Origin of the sequence: Tsukamurella sp. PLM1, assembly GCF_023168325.1 — a bacterium.
Taxonomy (GTDB): Bacteria; Actinomycetota; Actinomycetes; order Mycobacteriales; family Mycobacteriaceae; genus Tsukamurella.
The window spans coordinates 580,704-598,526 of record NZ_AP025688.1; the positions used below are offsets into that span (position 1 = coordinate 580,704).

At 71.3% G+C, this 17,823-nt stretch carries 13 protein-coding genes and 3 pseudogenes; 7 read left to right on the plus strand and 9 right to left on the minus strand.

Going from position 1 to position 17,823, the window contains the following annotated elements; translation table 11 throughout:
- Nucleotides 1–28: 28 nt before the first annotated feature.
- On the minus strand, nt 29–238 hold the full coding sequence (locus tag MTP03_RS03070) for an LGFP repeat-containing protein (RefSeq protein ID WP_248490669.1): 210 nt from the start codon (nt 236–238) through the stop codon (nt 29–31).
- Between the two features lie 632 nt (nt 239–870).
- Nucleotides 871–1,530, minus strand: a pseudogene (locus MTP03_RS03075) (serine/threonine-protein kinase); the annotation flags it as partial.
- 234 nt (nt 1,531–1,764) lie between these two features.
- On the opposite strand from MTP03_RS03075, the gene MTP03_RS03080 reads away from it, so the two are divergent.
- Together MTP03_RS03080 and MTP03_RS03085 are read left to right on the plus strand one after the other, a co-directional pair.
- Entirely contained in the window at nt 1,765–2,373 is a 609-nt protein-coding gene (locus MTP03_RS03080; protein WP_248490672.1) for a TIGR03086 family metal-binding protein, read from the plus strand.
- A gap of 40 nt (nt 2,374–2,413) precedes the next feature.
- Nucleotides 2,414–2,788 (plus strand): VOC family protein, encoded by a 375-nt coding sequence (locus MTP03_RS03085; protein WP_248490674.1) that lies wholly within the window; start codon nt 2,414–2,416, stop codon nt 2,786–2,788.
- A gap of 428 nt (nt 2,789–3,216) precedes the next feature.
- Here the strand turns inward: MTP03_RS03085 and MTP03_RS23300 are convergent, their stop codons facing one another.
- From MTP03_RS23300 to MTP03_RS03105, 4 genes are all read right to left on the minus strand, one after another.
- On the minus strand, nt 3,217–5,235 hold the full coding sequence (locus tag MTP03_RS23300) for a DEAD/DEAH box helicase (RefSeq protein ID WP_371820949.1): 2,019 nt from the start codon (nt 5,233–5,235) through the stop codon (nt 3,217–3,219).
- An 83-nt stretch (nt 5,236–5,318) separates the two neighbouring features.
- Nucleotides 5,319–6,377, minus strand: a complete 1,059-nt coding sequence (locus MTP03_RS03095) for a hypothetical protein (RefSeq protein WP_248490676.1) — start codon at nt 6,375–6,377, stop codon at nt 5,319–5,321.
- A gap of 163 nt (nt 6,378–6,540) precedes the next feature.
- The gene (locus MTP03_RS03100; RefSeq protein ID WP_248490678.1) at nt 6,541–7,566 is read right to left on the minus strand and encodes a hypothetical protein; all 1,026 of its coding nucleotides are present in this window, start codon (nt 7,564–7,566) and stop codon (nt 6,541–6,543) included.
- Entirely contained in the window at nt 7,563–8,717 is a 1,155-nt protein-coding gene (locus tag MTP03_RS03105) for a sensor histidine kinase (RefSeq protein ID WP_248490679.1), read from the minus strand. The genes MTP03_RS03100 and MTP03_RS03105 overlap by 4 nt, the downstream gene beginning before the upstream one ends.
- Nucleotides 8,718–8,914: 197 nt before the next feature.
- Here MTP03_RS03105 and MTP03_RS23305 point away from each other — a divergent pair, with 197 nt between their 5' ends.
- Together MTP03_RS23305 and MTP03_RS03115 are read left to right on the plus strand one after the other, a co-directional pair.
- Nucleotides 8,915–9,445: a hypothetical protein gene (locus tag MTP03_RS23305; RefSeq protein WP_371820868.1), complete on the plus strand. Its 531-nt coding sequence runs from the start codon at nt 8,915–8,917 to the stop codon at nt 9,443–9,445.
- 167 nt (nt 9,446–9,612) lie between these two features.
- Nucleotides 9,613–9,885 carry a LuxR C-terminal-related transcriptional regulator gene (locus MTP03_RS03115; RefSeq protein WP_248490680.1) on the plus strand — a complete coding sequence of 91 codons (273 nt, stop codon included), beginning with the start codon at nt 9,613–9,615 and terminating at the stop codon, nt 9,883–9,885.
- Nucleotides 9,886–9,888: 3 nt separating this feature from the next.
- On the opposite strand, the pseudogene MTP03_RS03120 reads toward MTP03_RS03115, so the two are convergent.
- Nucleotides 9,889–10,790 (minus strand): annotated as a pseudogene (locus MTP03_RS03120) (LysR family transcriptional regulator).
- A gap of 121 nt (nt 10,791–10,911) precedes the next feature.
- Between MTP03_RS03120 and MTP03_RS03125 the strand changes: the two are divergent.
- The 3 genes from MTP03_RS03125 to MTP03_RS03135 all read left to right on the plus strand — a co-directional run bounded on the left by MTP03_RS03125 (nt 10,912) and on the right by MTP03_RS03135 (nt 14,539).
- Nucleotides 10,912–12,273 carry an MFS transporter gene (locus MTP03_RS03125; RefSeq protein ID WP_248490681.1) on the plus strand — a complete coding sequence of 454 codons (1,362 nt, stop codon included), beginning with the start codon at nt 10,912–10,914 and terminating at the stop codon, nt 12,271–12,273.
- Nucleotides 12,270–12,998 carry an SDR family NAD(P)-dependent oxidoreductase gene (locus tag MTP03_RS03130; protein WP_248490682.1) on the plus strand — a complete coding sequence of 243 codons (729 nt, stop codon included), beginning with the start codon at nt 12,270–12,272 and terminating at the stop codon, nt 12,996–12,998. The genes MTP03_RS03125 and MTP03_RS03130 overlap by 4 nt, the downstream gene beginning before the upstream one ends.
- Before the next feature lie 95 nt (nt 12,999–13,093).
- Nucleotides 13,094–14,539 carry an acyltransferase gene (locus MTP03_RS03135; protein WP_248490683.1) on the plus strand — a complete coding sequence of 482 codons (1,446 nt, stop codon included), beginning with the start codon at nt 13,094–13,096 and terminating at the stop codon, nt 14,537–14,539.
- Here the strand turns inward: MTP03_RS03135 and MTP03_RS03140 are convergent.
- The gene (locus tag MTP03_RS03140) at nt 14,529–15,980 is read right to left on the minus strand and encodes an NAD(P)/FAD-dependent oxidoreductase (protein ID WP_248490685.1); all 1,452 of its coding nucleotides are present in this window, start codon (nt 15,978–15,980) and stop codon (nt 14,529–14,531) included. The two genes, MTP03_RS03135 and MTP03_RS03140, sit on opposite strands and share 11 nt — an antisense overlap.
- Nucleotides 15,977–17,805 (minus strand): annotated as a pseudogene (locus tag MTP03_RS03145) (DUF3556 domain-containing protein). Before MTP03_RS03145 ends, MTP03_RS03140 begins: the two are co-directional and overlap by 4 nt.
- Nucleotides 17,806–17,823 lie beyond the last annotated feature (18 nt).

Below are 17,823 nucleotides of genomic sequence, written 5' to 3' on the forward strand. Positions count from 1 at the left end.
CAGATCGGGAACGCTGTTGGAGCCCGGACTACTTCATGACCACCCTGGTTCGGCCGCCCTCGAAGGTGATCGTCCCGCGTTCGAAGGTGCTGACCTTGGCCGTGCCCAGGTCGACCTCATCGCTGGTGGGGTACCCGAGCGCGCCCTGGCTGCCGCCGAGCTCGTTCCACTTCTTGCGGATCTCGCCCCACACGACGTACGGGGCTCCGCCGGTCTTCGTGATGATGACGCCGCCCACGAACCATTGGTAGTGGCCGTCCGGGTTGGTCTTCTCCGCCCCCAGTGGGGGCCGAGGTCGGCGCGCTGCGCCTCGCCGAGGCCCTGGAACTTCTGCAGAAGATCACCGTCGATCGTGTACGTGACGCCGTCGGCACCCACCATCGTGGTCGACGGTGCCGCCGCCGCGGGAGCCTCCTCCGTCGCCCCCGCTCCGCCCCGTAGCACTACGACGAGAACGATCGCGACGATCGCCGCGAGCGCGGTGGCGCCCGCGCCGGCGATCCACCACCGGGTACGCCCCGACGAGCCGGCACCGCCGGACGGTCCGGCCACCGTCGGCGCGGCCTGGGGCAGTTGGGCCGACCCGGCCGCAGGTGTCGCGGCGACCGTCTCGGACGGCGCCGTCGGAGCCTCCGGTGCCGTGGTTGCGGCCGGCGCCGGACCCGGAACAGGCGCAGGCGCTGGAGCCGGCGCAGGCGCCGCTGCGGGTTCCGACGTGACGAACCGCCCGGCGTCGGGGTCCACGACGGTCCGCGGTGACGGTGCGATCGCCGCTCCCGCGGCGCGGGCGAGGTCGGTGCAGCTGTGGAACCGATCCATCGGGTCCTTGGCCATCGCGCGGCCGACGACGGCGTCGAGGCCCGTCGGCAGGCCGGGCTTGCGCTCGCTGGGCACCGGCACGGGGTCGTGCAGGTGCGAGCGCAGGAGCTGCGGCAGGGAGGTGCCCGGGTACGGTGCGGTCCCGGTGACCAGGTTGAAGAGCGTTCCGCCGAGGGAGTAGACGTCGGCGTGCCGGTCCAGCGTGCGGTCCTCGAACTGTTCCGGCGCCGCGAACTGCAGGCTCGCGACGAGTTTCCCGGTGCGGGTCTGGTTCACGGATTCGGTCAGCGCTTTGGCGATGCCGAAGTCCGCCAGCAGTACGCGGCCGAACCCGCCCGACGGCGTCTCCTCCAGCAGGATGTTCGCGGGCTTCACGTCGCGGTGCAGCACGCCGTTCTGGTGGGCGTAGTCGAGTGCCCGCGCGATCTCGGCGACGATGTGAACGGCGTGCGGCACGCCGATCCGTCCCTGCCGGATCGCGGTCGCGGCGTCGATCCCGGGGACGTACTGCATCGCGATCCACAGCTGACCGTCCTCGTTCCCGCGGTCGAGGACGGAGACGATGTTCGCGTGATCGAGACGTGCGGCGTGGTCGGCCTCGCGCTCGAACATCCGCTTGGTCGTCGCGTCGTGGGTGAGCGACTGGTGCAGCAGCTTGAGCGCGACCTTGCGGGGGACGCGCGGGTGCTCGGCGACGTACACGGACCCCATCCCGCCGGTCCCCAGCACTCGTTCGATCACGAATCCCGCGAAGACGGAGCCCGGACTCAGATCGGCCACGATCGCCTCCCTTCCCCGAACCGATGCGTGGTGCAAGTGTGCCCAGCCTAGACAGCGCGGCGATCCGGGGAAGGCGAGGACGCCGAAAGCGGACCGGATGATCACTTCGCGCACCGTCGAAGAACATGACAGAAGGTGTCGTATTAGGCCGGTTGAATCGATCCCATGAACACCACAGCCACAGATCCCCGCCCCGCCTACGCCGCCGTTTCCGCCTGGATGCAGTCCCTGCTCGCGAACATCACCGAGGAGCAGCTCGCCCTCCCCACGCCCTGCGACGAATTCGACGTCCGGGCGCTCGCCCAGCACGTCAACGCCGTCGGCCTGCGGGCCGTCGCGCTCGCCGAGTCGGCCACCGTCGAGGGACAGCCCTTCCTCGCCGACGCGCACGACGCCGCCACCTACGGCGCCACCCGCGAACGCGCCCTCGCCGCGTGGGACGTCGCGCCGCTCGAGCGCGAGGTCACCGTGCCGTGGGGCGTCGTCCCCGGCTTCGCGGCCCTCGGCATGTACGTCAGCGAGACGCTCGTGCACGGGTGGGACCTCGCCGTCGCCACGGGCCAACCGTTCGAGGCGCCCGACGGTGCCCTCGCCGAGCGTGCCCTCGCCGTCGCGAAGGTCGCGCTGCCGGCCGAGATCCGGGGGATGGACGACGTGCCGTTCGGCCCCGTCGTCGAACCGCGCGACGGGGCCGGCCCCACCGAACGCCTCGCGAACTGGAACGGCCGCAGCTCGTCCGGCTGGGTCGCGGAGGCGACCGATCCCGCCCGTTAGCCATTGACATGAAGGCCGGTTGAGGTCTTAGCGTCGAAGAATGAGTATCGAGCTGAACCACACCATCGTCGCCGCGTCCGACAACCTCGAGACCGCGCGGTTCCTCACCGAACTGCTCGGTCTCGAGGATCCGGTGGACATCGGCGGCGGCCACTTCCAGCAGGTCCGTCTCGCCAACGACGTCGTCCTCGACGTCATGACGGTGCCCGGGCCGATCCATCCGCAGCACTACGCCTTCCTCGTCTCCGAGCAGGAGTTCGACGAGATCTTCGCGCGGATCACCGAGCGCGGTCTGGGTTTCTGGGCGCATCCCGACGGTTCCGGTGCCGGCGAGATCAACCACCGCTTCGGTGGCCGCGGCGTGTACTTCCGCTCGCCCGACGGTCACGCCCTCGAGGCCCTCACCGCCGCCTGAGTCTCTGACGGCGCCGTCCTCGCCCGCCGAGTGCTCCCGCGCGCACGTGAGTGGTCCTGCGGAGCCGGCGTCCGATGGGAATGGGCGTCGGGTGGGGGAGTGAACGCCGCGTGGGGGACGACCGAGCCCCCGCTGGAAGCACACGCCGGCGCGGCGTCTGGCGGGGGACTGAACGCTGGGTGCGCCTATCGGCGCGGAGCGGGGGACGACCGCGCCTGGCCTCGCCCGAGCCGCATCCTTCCAGCCGGCGATCGCCCCGCGCGATGTGAGGTATGCGTCGGCCGCATGGGGCGTCGCCTGAAAACCGCTTCTGACCTGCAGATTCGCAGGTATGCGTCCCCTGCATGGCTGTGCGGAGCGATCATCGCCCCGGCCCCGGCCGACGCAACCCGGCCCCAGCCGACGCAACCCTGCCGCCGCCGAAACCCTCAGTCCTCGAACAACGCCCGGATGTCGGAGGCGGCGAGCCGGGCGTCGAAGCCGCCCTCGCCGCCGACCACGGATTCGAACAGCGCCGCCTTGCGCTCCTTCAAAGCCATCACCTTGTCCTCGATGGTGTCGGCGGAGACGAGCCGGTAGACCATCACGCTGCGCGTCTGGCCGATCCGGTGCGCGCGGTCGATGGCCTGCGCCTCAGCCGCCGGGTTCCACCACGGGTCCAGCAGGAAGCAGTAGTCGGCCTGCACCAGGTTCAGCCCGAATCCGCCGGCCTTCAACGAGATCAGGAACACCTGCACCTCGCCGGAGGTGAACTTCTCGATCGCCGCGGGCCGATCGGTGGTCGATCCGTCGAGGTACGCGTACCGCACGCCCTCCTCGTCGAGTCGTTCCGCGGCCTTGCGCAGGAACCCGGTGAACTGGCTGAACACCAGCACGGCGTGCTTCTCCTCGAGCAGCTCGTCGAGCTTGTCCACCAGGAAGTCGAGCTTCGCGACGTCCTCGACCGCCAGGTCCTCGTCCACCAGCGACGGGTCCAGCGCGAGCCGCCGCAGCATCGTCAGCGACCGCAGGATCTCGAACCGGTTCCCCTCGAAGTCGTCCAGCAGGCCCAGCAGCTTCGCCCGCTGGTCGGCCAGGATCCGATCGTAGGTGTGCCGGTGCTCGTCCGAGAGTTCCACCTGCACCACGGATTCCGTCTTCTCCGGCAGGTCCTTCGCCACGAGGTCCTTCGTGCGGCGCAGCATGAACGGGCGCACGCGTCGGCGTAGCCGGGCCAGGCGGTCGTCGTCGCCGCCGCGCTCGATGGGGCGCCGGTACTCCTCCGCGAACCACGACCGCCCCGGGAACAGCCCCGGCACCGTCAGCGCGGTCAGCGCCCACAGCTCCTCGAGGTGGTTCTCCATCGGCGTGCCGGTGACGGCCAACGTGAACGGCCGGTCCAGCTGCGTCACCGCACCGAACGCCTTCGACCGCGGGTTCTTCACGAATTGCGCCTCGTCCAGGATCACGCCGGCCCAGCGCACCCCGGCGTACTCCTCGGCGTCCAGTCGCAGCAGCGTGTACGAGGTCAGCACCACGTCCGCGCCGGCCACCACCGACGCGATCGAAGCGCCGGCCTTCCGCGACGTCTCGGTCACGGCCGCGACCGACAGGTGCGGCGCGAACCGCCGGCACTCCGCCGCCCAGTTGCCCACCACCGATGTCGGCGCCACCACCAGGAACGGGCCCGGTGTCTCCTCGGCCCGCTCGTGGGCGCGGCAGATCAGCGCCAGCGTCTGGAGAGTCTTGCCCAGGCCCATGTCGTCGGCCAGGATGCCGCCGAAGTCGTTGTCGTACAGGAACGCCAGCCAGTCGAGCCCGTCCCGCTGGTACGGGCGGAGCTCGGCGTTCAAGGTCGACGGTGCCTCCTGCCGCGCCAGGTCGCCCGCCGTCAGGGCGCCCACCCGGCGGGACCAGTCACCGTCGAGGTCGACACCGTCGGCCAGCTCCGTGAGATCGTCGACGAGGCCCGCCTGGAACCGGCTGATCCGAAGGCCGTCCCGCCCGGCGGCGTCCGTGCCGGGGCCACCGGCCCCGTTCCGTGCCGGGCGTCGCCCGCCGCGCGCGGGCAGGTCCCGCGCCTCGCCGATCAGCTCACGCAGGCGGTCGAACCGCTCGCCGTCGATCCGGGCGAGCACCCCGCCGGGCGTCACCAGCGTGTCGTGGCCCGCGGCAACGGCCGTGAACACGTCGCGGAACGGCACCTCCTCGCCGTCCACCTCGACGGCCACCTCGAGGTCGAACCAGTCGGTCGACGGCCCGTCGGAGTCCGACCGCACGCGCACCGACACCGACGCCGCGGAATCGGCCCAGCGGAACCCGGGGTCGTCGGTCACCTCCACCAGCACGCCCGGCACCGATCGCAGCACCGGCGCGACCTCCGCCAACCACACCGCGGCCTCGGTGCCGCGGTAGAAGCCCTGCGAATGATCCACGCTCACAGCGGCTTCGCGCAACGCGCCGGCCATCGCGCGGGTGATGCGCTGCTGGCCCACGGAATCGGCGAGACCGGCCGGCTCGCGGCCCAGTGCGTAGTCGCGGGCCTCGCCGCTCACGGTGTACCGCCACTTCCAGTCGACCTCGAGCTCGCCGGCCTCCGGGTAGTACCTGGCGGTGCACAGCAGCTCAGGGCCGAGCACCTCGACCTCGCCGACCAACTGCTCCGGATCGCGCACCGGCGCGACGGCCGCGAGATAGGGCAGATACTTCTCGCGCAGCTGGGGCACGGCGTCGGCGGGCACCTGCACCGGGGTGAAGCGGCGCAGTGCGGCGGTGTGCGCAGCGGACATCGGCGGGTCGAGCGGCGCGAGGTGGAGTACGTCACCGTCGAGCTGGAACACGCCGAGCGCTCGCTGCGCGCCCAGCAGCCCGCCGGTGAACGGCCGCGGACCGTCGCCGAAGTCGACCTCGCGGTCGAGCTCGACGCCCCGTCCGTGGGGCGCGCGACCAGGCCGATCCGCGTGGTCGGACCGAGCACGACGGTGCCCCGGGCGCGCTTGGTGAGCAGAGGCACGCCCGCATCGCGGATAGCGCGGAGCTGATGCCACAGCAGGGGATTGTCGACGGTGCCGAGGTCGGCCCACGAGTCCGTGCTCGCCCCGTAGGGGGCCCAGGTGATGATCTGTGCGAGCGGGGCCAGCACGTCCCGCTGCGCGGGCGAGACCCGCGGCGCGGTCGCGATGGTGCGCCAGCGGACGTCGCCGGCCACCCATGACCCGTCGCGCATCCCGGGCGTCGCGAGCCGCACCTGCAGCCGCTGACCCGACAGCACGCCCCGCTCGTCCACGTCGAACTGCAGGGCGACGGGCAACACGGCGGCGCCGGTCCGCGGCGACTCGGGGAGCAGCGCCTCGAGTTGCCGCTCCCACGGATCGGGCTGTTCGACGAGGCCGTCCTCGACGTCCTCAGCGGTCAGCTCCAACAGCAGGGCGACCCCGTGTTTGCATTTGAGCTGTACCGGGCAGGTGCACAGGCTGCGGACAGGACGCCAGCCGTGCGTGCTCGGAGTGAGCCACACGCGGGTGTCGTACTCGTGGGTTCCGGCGACGACGCCGGTGACGACGTGCGTCTCGTCGTCCCACTCCAGATCGCCGACGAGGCCGGTGCCCACGTATTCACCCGCGCGACGCACCGTGGGGGCCCCGAAGAACGAGGTCAGGTCCTCGGGGTGAACGAGGGCCCGCTGCTGGAAGTCGATGCGCTCATGGTCAAGCGGACAGTCTACCGCGAATCGGCGACGGCGTAGTGTCGCGAGCGCCCTCCCCACTCCGTCGTCAGGCCGCGGGTACCGGCACCTCGATCCGTTCGGTGGCACCGTCGGGCGAGCGCAGCAGCACCGTCGCCGCGAGCGCGCGCCCGGGCGGAACGGCGCGCGCCGTGACGGATCCGGCCCGGGCGGACTCGACCGCGTCGGCGATCCGGTCGCGCACTGCTTCGGCCGCTGCGGGCGCGAGATCGCGCAGGCCACCGTCGTCGAGCAACACAACCTCGACGCCGCGCCGCCGGGCCTGCTCGGCGGCGATCGCGACCCGCGGTGAGAGCAGCCCCGGCGCACGCACCGAGTCGCGCAGCCGGGCCTCGACCATCCGGCATTCGAGCTGCTCGGGCGCCGTCAGCGGCATCCCGGTCGCGAGACGTTCCAGCATGGGGCGGGCCTCCCGGTCGAGGAACGCGCGCTGGCGGCGCCGTATCTCGCGCGCGGTCTCGGCGCCGGCCTCGGCGGCGCGGCGCTCCGTGGTCCGGGCCCGCATCCGGAAGGTCTGGGTCGCGACCGGACGTAGCGTGAGCGCGAAGAACGTCGCGGTCAGGGTGACCGTCGCGCTGGGCAGGCAGCGCAGCACACCGTCGAGGGCGCCGTGCCCGCGGTCGACCGCCCACGCGACCACCACGGCCGCGGTCATCGCGACGGACAGCCATGTGGTCGCGGTCCGGCCGCGCACGGCGAGGTACGACGTGAGGCCGGCACCCGCGCCGATCGGCCAGGTCGACAGGGCCAGCGCCGGATCGGCCGGCAGGAACGGGAACACGGTCAGCGCCGCGCCGGGGCCGGCCGCGGCCACCAGTGCGGTCCATCGCCACGGCAGCGGGTCGCCGGGCGCACGGATCAGCGCGAGCGCGCCGGCGAGGATCGCGAGCACGCCGGCTGCCTGCGGCCAGCCGGGCCGCACGTCGATCCGGGCGTACCAGGCCAGCACGGCGAAGGTGGCCGCGTAGGCGACCGCGAGCACTACGGCGGACTGGTTCCGCATCCCGATGATGTCGCGGACGTCGTGCGCGTCCGTCCCGCCGGCGGGGCTCACCGGCGCCACCCGACGGTCACCGTCGTCCCCGCGCCCGGGGCGGATTCGACGACGGCGGTGCCGCCCGGTACGGCCCGCATCCGGCCGACGATGCTGCCCGCGACGCCCAGCCGGTCGGGCGCGACGGCGCCCGGGTCGAAGCCCACGCCGTCGTCGCTGACCCGCACCGTCACCCCGTCCGCGGCGAAACCGGCCCGGACCTGCACACGTGCGCCGGGACCGGCGTGCCGGACCACGTTGCGCAGCGATTCGCCGACGGCGGCCGTCACGGCGGTCAGCACGCCGGACGGCACCGTCTCCGCGTCGTCGGGGACGTCGGCCACCCACGCGCCGTGGGGCGCCAGGCGCGTCACCGTGGCCGCGACCACGGCAGCCGCCTCCGCGGCGGGGACCGACTCGAGGTCGTCGTGCTCGCCGTAGCGGTCCAGGGTGGCCAGCACGGTGCCCGCGTGCCGGGCCACGGCCGACGGTGCGTCCACCCGCGTGGCGGCGAGCAGGGTCGCGATCACGTCGTCGTGCACGAGCGCGGCGAACCTCTGCTGCTCGTGGCCCCGGGCCTGCGCGGCGGCCTCCGCCGCCGTGGCCTCGAGCGCCTCCTCGTGGGCGGCGTCCAGGCGGCGTCCCACCCGCCACGCGACCATCGACGCCGTGAGGAACACCGCCGAGAACGCGAGCGCGAAGAGCAGCGACGGGAGCAACGGGTCGTGACCGGCGCCGACCCGGCGGTTGAGCACCACGGCGGCGCCGACCACCGTCACGCCGTAGACCGCTGCGACCGCGGGGCGCGCGGGCATCGCGACCGCCATGGCGGCGAGGGCGGGGATGAAGTACAGGAAGTGGTCGCCCGCGAGCTGGATCGGATCCAGCGCGTCGGCGAGGATCCAGGCGCACGTGGAGAGCAGGAACACGGCGGCGGCGACGACGGCGGTCCGGCCGATCGCGCGCCGGTAGTCGCGGGCGAAGCTCGAAGGCAGCAGCGCGGCGCCGCCGCCGAACACGGCCGTCGTCGTGACCGCGGTGAGCCACGGGGCGACGCGCCACGCGTCCACGACCGACCCGAACGTGGTCGTGAGGTCGAACAGGTAGCCCGCGGCGATGAATCGCGCGAAGACCCGCGTCAGGCGCTCGTCGGCGCTGGTCAGCGCTGCCACAGCCGCCTGCGTGGGGCGCCGTCGGCCGACGCCGGGCCGACCGGCCGGGGCATCGGCAGGAAGCCGTCCTCCACGGCGCGCTGGTACATGTCCAGTTTGGTGCCGGCGGGCCGGCCTGCAGCGCGTACTTGCCGCGGATCCGGTCGATGTAGCTCTCCACCGTCTTCGGCGAGAGGGCGGTCAGCTCCGCGACGCGGGTGGTGGTCTCGCCCGACGCGTACAACGCCAGCACCTCCCGTTGTTGCGGGCTCAGCCCCACCGCGGCGAAGTCGGGGTCGCCGTCGATCGCCGCCGCCCATTCGGTGGTCACCACGGGACGACCGGCCGCGGTGTCCCGCACCGCCTGGACGAGCTCGGCGCGGCTCACCGTCTTCGGGACGATGCCCCACACGCCCGCCCGGGCGGCCTGGCGCGCCAGGTACGGGTCGGTGTCGAAGCTGCCGGTGTACACCAGCACGCGGGCGCCCGCGGCGTGCAGCTTCTCGATGTTGGCCTCGGGCGCGGTGCCGTCGGCGAGCAGCAGGTCCAGCACCACCACGTCGGGGACGGCGCGGGCCAGCAGCTCGTCCACCCCGGCCGCGTGGCCCACGAATTCGAGGCCGTCGGCGGATGCGAGGCTGGCCTCGAATCCGAGCACGATCAGCGCGTGGTCCTCGACGATGCCGACGGTGTGCGACGCGCGGTTCGCCGGAGGCTCGACGACCGCTTCGGTTCCGGTCATGCGATGAACATACGCCGCGGTGGCGACCGTGTCCGAATCATCGAAAGGTAATGCCCGATGCACTGATTCGTTGTGCTGGGCATGGGTGAGGGGGATTTCCCCGGCGGGACGGACCCGCTTTCGCGGCGCGCCAGCCCCGGTTACGGTCGATTCGGACGAATCGGAGGTGGGGAGATGGCCGCAGCGGTGATCACGAGGGGCGCGGGCGATCCGTGCGACGAGGTGGGGCTGACCGACCGGGAGGTCGAGGTGCTCCGGGCCTGGTTCCGCACCGACAGCAAGGCCGCGGCGGCACGTGCCCTGTTCATCGCGGAGTGCACGGTGGCCGAACACGTGGCGCGCGTGCGCTCGAAGTACTCGGCCGCCGGACGCGGCGCCGCCACGAAGACGGCGCTCGCCGCGCGACTGCTGCAGGACGGTCACATCCGCGTCGACGAGCTGCTGTAGCGCTCAGTGGATTCCGAGCAGGACGGCGCGCATACCGTCGACCTGCTCCCGGAGGGCGGCCGCGACGGCCGCCGTCTCGCGCCGGCCCGCGGCCTCGGGCCGCACCACCATCCAGTACTCCAGCTGCGCCGACACGTCGTCGGGCAGCACGCGGACCAGGTCCGGGTGGGTGTCGGCCAGGAAGCAGGGGAGTAGTCCGAGGCCGGCGCCGGCCGCCGTGGCCTCCACGTGCACGAGCACGTTGGTCGAGCTGAGCCGGTCGGTCATCTCGGGCACCAGGAGCCGCGCCTGGTCCAGGTCGTCGACGGTGAGCATCGCGTCGATGAAGTAGATGAGCGGCCGCCCGGTCAGATCGGCGCGGCGGCGTGGCGTCCCCTCGGCCGCCAGGAACTCCCGCGATCCGTACAGGCCGAGCCGGTACGGGGCGAGCGGCGCGGGCTCGACCCGGTAGGTGGTGGGGCGGCCCACCACCACCTCGATGTCCACCCGGACCGGGTCGACGGTGCGCGCCTGGTCACGGTGAGCAGGTCCACCGACAGCCGCGGATGCGTCCGCCCCAGCCGCGCGACCGCGGGCGCCACGACGCGCGCGCTGAAGCCGTCGGTCGCGGCGATGCGGACGGTCCCGTGCAGGTCGTCGTCGGTGTCGGCGTGCAGGTCCTGCAGGGTCGCCTCGATCCGCTCGGCCGCGCGGACGGCGGTGCGTCCGAGGTCGGTGAGCTCCCACCCGCCGGCGGCGCGGGCCAGGAGCGCCCCGCCGAGCGCGTGCTCCAGCGCGGCCACGCGCCGGGACGCGGTGGTGTGGTTGATCCCCAGGAGGTCGGCCGCCGCGGTGTAGCGGCCGGTGCGGGCGACCGCGAGCAACGTGAGGAGGCCGTCCGCGCTGGGGTCAGGGACGGTGTGCATGAACGCAGATCGGATCGGCGGTGGTGGTCATTGTGTCTGCGATTTTATCCATACATACTTCGTCGAACATGGCGTGCGTCACATCCAGTCGTCGCCGTGATCCGTCACACAAGGAGTGGATATGACGCAGACCGACCTGCAGCAGCCGCGCGGGCTCCGGAAGATCGTCGCCGCCTCGATGGCCGGGACCGTCGTCGAGTGGTACGAGTTCTTCCTCTACGGCATCGCCGCCACGGTGGTGTTCAACAAGATCTTCTTCAAGGCGGGCACCAGCGAGTACGACGCGATCATCGCGGCGTTCGTGACCTATGCGGTGGGCTTCGCGGCCCGCCCGGTCGGCGGCATCGTCTTCGGTCACCTGGGCGACAAGCTCGGCCGCAAGAAGCTCCTGCAGGTCTCGATCCTCATGGTCGGCGTCGCCACCTTCCTCATGGGCTGCCTGCCCACCTTCGACCAGATCGGCTACTGGGCGCCCTTCCTGCTCGTGGTGCTGCGCTTCATCCAGGGCTTCGCGGTGGGCGGCGAATGGGGCGGCGCCGTGCTGCTCGTCGCCGAGCACAGCCCGAACGCCCGGCGCGGCTTCTGGGCGTCGTGGCCGCAGGCCGGCGTGCCGGGCGGCAACCTGGCGGCCACCGTCGTGCTGCTGATCCTGACCAACGCGCTGTCCGAGGCCGACTTCCTCGCATGGGGCTGGCGCGTGGCGTTCTGGCTGTCCGCCGTGATCGTGCTGGTGGGCTACTACATCCGCACCCAGGTCGACGAGTCGCCGCTGTTCAAGGAGGCCCAGCAGGAGATCGAGCGGGAGAAGGCCGTCTCGTACGGCGTCATCGAGGTCGTCAAGCGCTACCCCCGCGGCGTGCTCTCGGCCATGGGCCTGCGCTTCGGCGAGAACATCTTCTACTACCTCGTGGTCACCTTCTCGATCACGTACCTCAAGACCGTCGTGAAGATGGACACCTCCGACATCCTGATGTGGCTGCTCATCGCGCACGCGGTGCACTTCGCGGTCATGCCCGTCGCGGGCGCGCTCACCGACCGGGTCGGCCGCCGCCCCGTCTACTGGGCCGGTGCCGCGCTCGCCGCGACGTGGGGCTTCTTCGCCTTCCCGATGTTCGACACGGGACACGGCGCGGTGGTCGTCGCCGCCGTGACGATCGGCCTGGTCTTCCACGCGCTGATGTACGCGCCGCAGCCGGCGATCATGGCGGAGTCCTTCCCGACCCGCATGCGCTACTCGGGCGTCTCGGTCGCCGCGCAGGTCACCTCGGTCGTCGCCGGTTCGCTGGCCCCGATCATCGCCACCAAGCTGCTCAAGGACTTCGGCTCGTCGGTGCCGGTGGCGGTCTACCTCGCGCTCGCGTGCGGCATCACCTTCCTCGCCGTCTTCTTCGTCCGCGAGACCAAGGGCATCGACCTGGCCACGATCGACGCGGAGGACCGGGCCGCGCTGCAGGCGCAGCAGTCCGCCGGGACCCGCGCGTGAAGGCGGTCGTCACCGGCGGGGCCGCGGGGATCGGGGCGGCCGTCGCGCGCCGGCTCGCCGCCGACGGTGCCTCGGTCACCGTCGTCGATCGCGACGGTGCGGCGGCCGCCGAGGTGGCCCGGGAGATCGGCGGGAGCGCCCTGGAACTGGACCTGACCGACACCGTCGGGCTCGCGGACCTGCGCCTGGACGCCGACGTCCTGGTCAGCAATGCCGGGGTCCAGCACGTCGCGCCGATCGAGGACTTCGAGCCGCAGTGGTTCCACCGCATCGTCGCCCTGATGCTGGAGGCGCCGTTCCTGCTGACCCGCGCGGTGCTGCCGGGCATGTACGAGCGGGGCTTCGGCCGGATCGTCCACGTCTCGTCGGTGCACGGGCTGCGCGCATCGAAGTACAAGGCCGCGTACGTCGCGGCGAAACACGGCGTGGAAGGACTGTCGAAGGTCACGGCGCTGGAGGGCGGCGAGCACGGCGTCACCAGCAACTGCGTCAATCCCGGGTACGTGCGCACGGCGCTCGTCGCGAAACAGATCGCCGAGCAGGCCGCCGCGCACGGCATCACCGAGCAGCAGGTGACCGAGGAAGTGTTCCTGGCCCGGCCCGCGATCAAGCGGCTGATCGAGCCCGACGAGGTGGCGGGCCTCGTCTCGTGGCTGTGCGCCCCGGGCGCGGCGATGGTCACCGGCGCCTCGTACACGATGGACGGCGGCTGGACCGCCAACTGAGCCGGGCGCCACCTGGCAGTCTCCTGGGAGGTGCGCGTCTGAGTTGGAGCCTCGCTGTGCCAACGGCTACCGTACAAAGGGCCTGTGACCAGGTATTGCTGTGGTGTATTGAGGATTGTTTAATCAGTGGTGGACCAGACGATGAGCGAACGCGGCGCCGAGCCGACGGCCGAGCCCGCGGACGCGGCGCCCCCAAGCCGAAGAAACAGGGCGGCCACCTCTACGAGCTGGACGTCGTCCGCATCGTCACCTTCGCCGGCGTGATCTTCGACCACTGCGTCTCGGGCACCACGTTCCCGTTCAGCGTCGCGTCGAACGCGATCCAGACGATGTTCCATTACACCCGCAACGCGTTCTTCGCGCTGACCGGGTTCGTGCTGGTCTACCAGTACCGCGACCGCAAGCTGAACGCCGTCGACTTCTGGCGCCGCCGGTACAAGGCGGTGGGCCTGCCGTTCGTCGCGTGGACGGTCTTCTACTGGCTGTACCACATGTACGTCATGTGGCCGCCGGCGTTCTCGAACATCCCGCGCACGTTCGAGACGTGGGAGGGCACCGTCGCGGCGCTCAAGGTGCTCGCGTACGACCTGCTGACCGGCGACGCCTGGTACCACCTGTACTTCGTCTTCGTGACGATGCAGGTGTATCTGATCTTCCCGTTCCTCCTGAAGTTCCTCCGCTGGACCTGGGGCTATCACCGCTACCTCCTCGCGGGCAGCCTCGTCTTCCACCTGGTGCTGCTGCACTACATGACCACCCTGCGCCCCGAGATCTTCAACTACGGCCTCCTGGCCAAGCTGTGGAACCACCTGCCGGCAACGGTCTTCCCGTACCAGTTCTTCACGCTGCTCGGCTGTGTCGCCGCGATGCACCTGGAGGGCATGCGCGCGTGGGTGGTCCGGTTCCGCGGCCGGATCATCGTGCTGGCCCTCGGCGTCATCGCCGCCACGCTGATCACCTACGGCCACAAGGTGAGCATGGAGGGGATGTTCCCCACCGACGCCGCCAACGTCTTCCGCCCGTACGCCGCGGCGATGTTCGTCATGATCATCATGGCGCTGTACGCCGCGGGCACGTACTGGTCCGACCACCGCACAGCGGGCTCGTTCTGGGACAAGTTCCTCTCGACCGCCTCCGACCGCTCGTTCGGCATCTTCCTGGTGCACGCGTTCGCGCTGCAGGAGCTGGCGCCCACGATCCACCGGTTCCGGTTCGACGTCTACGCCCCGATCGTCACCGTCGTCACCTTCGTGGTCACGGTGTTCTTCACGGCCGCGATCACCGAGGTGCTGCGCCGCACGCCCGTGAGCCTGTGGACCACCGGCCGGAAGATGATCCCGATGGCGAAGCAGAGCCTGCGCGTGTCGGTCGGGATCGGTGTCGCGATGATCGTGATCGGTGCCGCCTTCTACTGGATCGTCGACGTGCCCGCCGGCGCGGTGTCGATCTTCCTCGGCGCGGTCCTGCTGGTGTGGCAGGCCCTCGGCCGGACGGTGTTCGCCGGTCCGGCCGGTGCCCGTCCCGCGCAGATCAAGGCCTGACGGTCCGCCGCACCCCGCCGGTCCGGGTGGTGCGCAGTTTCGCCAGCGCGCGGGTGGCGGCGTGGTGTCCGCACATGCCGTGGGCGGCGGGGCCGGGTGGGGTTGCCGCAGAGCAGATGTACATGCCGGGGACGCCGGTGTCGTAGGGCTGCAGGGTGATCCGGGGACCGAAGGCGAGTTGGAGCGGGTCCTTGGATCCGGTGTTGATGTCGCCGCCGACGAAGTTGGCGTTGTAGCGGGACATTTCGGTGGTGGAGCAGACGGCGGTGCCGATGATGCGGTCGCGGAAGCCGGGGGCGAAGCGTTCGATCTGGGTGATGATCTTCTCGGTGGCGTCGCCGGTGTAGCCGTGCGGCACGTGGGCGTAGCTCCAGACGGGGTGGATGGTGCCGGCGCTGCGGGTGGGGTCGGCGAGGTACTGCTGGCCGACGAGCACGAAGGGCCGGTCGGGCATCCGGCCGGCGGCGATCTCGCGTTCGGTCGCCGCCGTCTCGGCGTAGTCGCCGCCGAGGTGGACGGTGCTGGAGCGGCGGGCGTCGGGGTTGGTCCAGGGGACGCCGCCCTCGACGGCGAAGTCGACCTTGAAGGCGCCGGGCCCGCGGCGGAACCGCTGGAAAGCGCGTCGGATCCGCGTCGGCATGACCTCGCCGGCGATGGCCGCGACCTGCGCGGGATCCAGGTCGAACAGCACGAGGTCGCTGGGCGGGAGCTCGGCGAGCGATGTCACCCGCGCGCCCGTCTCGATGTCGCCACCGAGCTCGGTGAGCTCGGCCGCGAGGGCGGCGGCGATGGCGCCCGAACCGCCCTCGGCCACCTGCCAGCCGTAGGCGTGCCCGGCCGAGAGCAGGCCCAGGCCGATCGCGGACGTCATCGGCTGGTGCAGCGGTCGGAACGTGTGCGCCGCGACACCGCCCCACAGGGCCCGGGCCTGCGGGGTGCGGAAGGCCCGCGCCAGGGCGGAGGCCGGCAGCGGCGCCGGAGCGCCGAACCGGGCCAGGTGGACGGGGTGCTGCGGCACCCGCAGCAGTGGTGACAGGATCGCCGGTCCCACCTCGTCGATGTGCTCGACGGTGTGCGCGAACAGGGCCCGCCACAGCGCACCGTCGGGCCCGAATCCGGCGGCGGTCTCGGAGACGGACCGCCGCAGCACGCCGCCGGTGCCGTCGTCGAGCGGCTGCACGCAATCGATCTCGGCGGAGCGCCAGCGCAGGCCGTGCCGCGCGAGGTCGAGCGAGTTCAGGAACGGAGAGCCGACCGCCATGGGATGCATCGCGGCGCAGTGGTCGTGGATCAGTCCGGGGACGATCCCCTCGAACGATCGGGTGCCACCGCCGACGGTGCCGGACGCCTCGAGGAGCGTGACGTCCACGCCGGCCCGGGCCAGGGTGATCGCGGCCGCCAGCCCGTTGGGACCGGCACCGACGACGGTGGCGGTGGTCATGCTCCGACCACCGGGCGATCGTCGCTGGGCGTGCTGGTGCGGATGGTCGACCAGGTGGGGGTGTGCGGCGCGGGGCCGTCGGGCAGCCAGGGCTGGGTTTCGACGACCTCGTGCACGTTCCAGGTGCCCTCCTCGACCACACCGAGGGCGGCGTCGATCACCTTGTAGGCCTGTGTCTTCTTGTGCACTGGCTGGGATTCGACCCACACGATGACGCACTCGCCGGGCTCGAACCGCGCCTCGTCCTGCACGGCGCGGATCATGTCCTCGTTGTGCAGGTGCCCATCGCCGAAGTTGAACCCGATGATCGAGTTGCAGAGGAACTCGGCCTCGCGGACGGTGCGTCGGTCGATGTCGGGCAGGGTGGCGAGCAGCACCGAGAACAGGCCGCGGCCCTGGCTGTGCAGCGAACGCCACCCGATGGTCATCTGCAGGGTGATCTCCGCCCACAGCGGCGGGTAGCCGGCCGCGATGAACTGGTCGATCTGGTTGGGGGCCGAGCGGGTCACCCGGTTCAGCTTCTCCTCCGCTCCCGGCGCGAAGGTCCACAGTGCGGTGGCCCAGTTGCCGGCGTACTGGCGCATCGACGGCAGGAACGAGACCTTGTCGGGGCGCAGGTTGCCGAGGACCGGGAAGAAGGCGAGTCCCGCGGTGATGAGGATCGCCAGCCACGCCGGGCTCATGTCCCACAGCGCGTAGCCGCTGTCGGCGGGGAACCCGATGAACAGGAAGATCGCGGTGTAGCCGAACAGCAGGTTCCACTCCAGCGGCACGGCCAGCGGGAAGGTGGAGATGATGAACAGGTGGTAGAGGCACATGAACACGGCCGCCACGACGGTGACGGTGCGGCTGGTCGAGAACAGCAGGATCAGCGGTGCGATGATCTCGACCACCACACCGGGGCCGTGCGCCATGAACCGAGCGATGCCGGACGGGCGCATGTCTTCGGAGAAGTTCTTGTACTGCAGCTTCTTGAACCAGCTGCCCGGCACGAGCGGGCTGTTCGAGACCATGGGCGGAATGACCATGGTGAAGTGGTGGTTGCACTTGGACAGGCCTGCCCCCAGCCACACCACGCCGATGACCAGCTTGAGCGCGATGATCATGTTCTCGAAGCCGTGATCACCGAAGATCATCGGGAGGATCGCGAAGGCGAGCATCGGGGGCAGGTACTGCTCGCCGCGCGCGGCCAGGAAGACGGTCTTGTCGCGCAGGCCGATCAGGACGAGCAGCGCGACCGGCGCGATCAGCAGCTCTGGCCGCATGAGGCCGTGGGAGGCGTCGATCCCGAGCGCGGTCATCGCTCCGGCGAACCCGCCGAGACCGCCCACGCCGGGCAGTGCGATGGCCACCACGAGGGAGACCAGCATCGCGAGGTACACGGCGACGTCGAACACGGTGCGACGATCACCGTTCGTGCCGGGGACCCACTTCCACGGGCGCAACCGGATCGTTCCGGGCGCGCCCAGAACAGGATTCCGCCGGTCATCGGCTTCGCCTTGCCGGCGAGCGGGCCCCATGATCCGGCGATGCCGATCGCCTCCAGCAACACCGTCCACAGCACCAGCTTCTGGTACACGATGGGCTGATTCCACCACTCGCCCAGGGCGAACGGCTGCATGCCGGAGGTCAGAGTCGCCAGCGCCAGGCCGCCGAGCCCGTAGAAGACCAACAGCTTGAACACGTAGATGACGTGGATCATGTACGGTGTGCCGAAACCGAATTCGGCCCACTGCGTGCTGAGTACGCGGATGCGCTCCATGAGTGGGCGCTGGAGGAACTCCTCGGGTTCCACGGCGGGGAACACCGGATCCTTGAATCCCATGATGACTCTCCTCGTTCG